This is a genomic window from Neptunomonas marina (assembly GCF_004005935.1).
GTDB lineage: Bacteria > Pseudomonadota > Gammaproteobacteria > Pseudomonadales > Balneatricaceae > Neptunomonas > Neptunomonas marina.
On sequence record NZ_SACQ01000019.1, the window covers coordinates 1 to 1,844 of the forward strand.

The window sequence follows — 1,844 nt, forward strand, 5'->3', positions numbered from 1 at the left end:
CTCAGCTTAACAGCTTTAGACTTGAACTCATTGCTGTACTGTCGCGTCTTCTTTGGATTTTTATATGCTGGCACTGAACACCTCAACTCAATTAGATTGAGGTGTCCACTAAACCGGGGGAACTACATTTGTCCTGTTGAACTGCTTGTTATAGCGCTACTTCCGATTCCTTTAATTTTGAAATTACTTTAGCTAAAACTGATGGAATACCTGAAGTTCTCAAATACTCAAAAGTTATAGGACGACAAGTGTATTCCTTGAAGCTGTTATGAAACGGGCTTTGCGCTTCAATTATAACTTTAGGTAACTGGTAATTATTCTCATTGAATTGGTCTGCTGTAATGTCAATGATATAACCCTGACAAGTAAGCCAAGCATGCGATTGCTCTGAATTATGGCGGAGCCCTTTACCACAAACATATTCCGATTCAATACCATGACATTGTAAAAGATATAAACCAATTAGATCAGATGCATCACCGCAACAGCCTTTTGGAAAGCTGGATGAATGATAAAAACTAGTCATACTATGAAAGTCTGATTTTTCAAAGCATTCTAGAATTGATCGGATAGCATGAATTTCTTTTTTGATTTTATTATTCATATTAACTCTGAGTATGCTTTGCGCTATAACGCCTAAATCAGGTGCGCCGTAGGCGTCACCTGGATTTTCTTGTTAGCTTTCCAATTCCCAGAACTGTTCTCTTTGTTCCGAGAGGCTTTCGTGATAATAACTCATAGCAGCAGCCCAATTTCGCACATTGATAGATATGTGCCACTTACTTTTCCTGAACTCACCTTGTAAATGGCAAATTCCATTCCAACAACGGTTATGGTTATTTAATGGTAAAGAATCAAAACTAACCTTTTTTGCATGGATGATTTTATTGCAACTTTCTCTCAAGCTTAACTTGAATTCACCTACATAAATTTTTCCGATGTCGCCACCAACAGCCTTAATAGCACCTTCATCAAATGCAGATACGCCACATTCATAAAGGTCTTCATCTAAATGATCTTGAAATATTCGTGTTTTAGTTGCACATTCAATCATATAGTTCGATACAAAAGTGCTCATCCAAGCAAAATAATTATCAATCTCGTGAGTAATTTCTGGTATTTGCCAGTCTTCCTCAACCTCTGTATTTGTGTGAGTTTCTTTCCAAAGAGAAAACTCTTTACTCGCACAAGCCATTTGTTGAAGGAGAAATAATTTTTCTTCAATACTTCCAAAATCTATCGGATGACTCACGACCTCTCCTTGGGAAGCTAACAGTCTGATTATGACGCCATGGGGCATCATAATAATTATTTAAATGACTTCATTCTATTTTTCTGACTTTTGGGCTAACTTTTTAAGCTATTGTTTCCAAAGGCTTTAAATCAGCACTATTGGCTTAACGAAAAATAGAGTGGCGGGTTTTTGCTTTGTTAGATTTGAAAAGCGGCAGGAAAAGTATGCTGTTTATCCGTACAGTTTTGAAGATGTTCTTCGTATGGTTCAGCTTCCTGCTGCCAAGCATTACACAACCTATGCGCATACTCGCCATGACTTATCTAAAACAGTACTCGTTCATATACACCAGATCAAGCATGGCCTAAGGTTGAGATCAGCAGAGTGCTTCTGCTATGTGGATTGGCTGCTGGCGGCGGGGTGCTGCTCTTAGTTCAGGCTAGGTTTGTTCTGGTTATCTATAGTGTAACGTTTGCCGCTTGTTAGGGAACATGCGATTAAGTCCCTAGCATGAGACAATAACCCCCTCATTCCCATTGGAAGCCATCATCTCATGAGCCAGCAACTGTCTTTCTCTGATAGCGAGTTTACCAGCAAACGCCGTAAAACC

Annotated in this window: 2 protein-coding genes; both read right to left on the reverse strand. The window is 39.0% G+C overall.

Annotated elements, in window-relative coordinates; translation table 11 throughout:
- Positions 1 to 148: 148 nt before the first annotated feature.
- A complete protein-coding gene (locus EOE65_RS17835) occupies positions 149 to 604 on the reverse strand; it encodes a hypothetical protein (protein ID WP_127696261.1) in 456 nt (151 codons plus the stop codon).
- A gap of 72 nt (positions 605 to 676) precedes the next feature.
- A complete protein-coding gene (locus tag EOE65_RS17840) occupies positions 677 to 1,252 on the reverse strand; it encodes a hypothetical protein (RefSeq protein ID WP_127696263.1) in 576 nt (191 codons plus the stop codon).
- Positions 1,253 to 1,844: the final 592 nt, after the last annotated feature.

What these genes read in the sequence shown, in the direction of transcription:
- EOE65_RS17835 (WP_127696261.1), bottom strand. Translation starts at nt 604, where the DNA reads ATGAATAATAAAATCAAAAAAGAAATTCATGCTATCCGATCAATTCTA.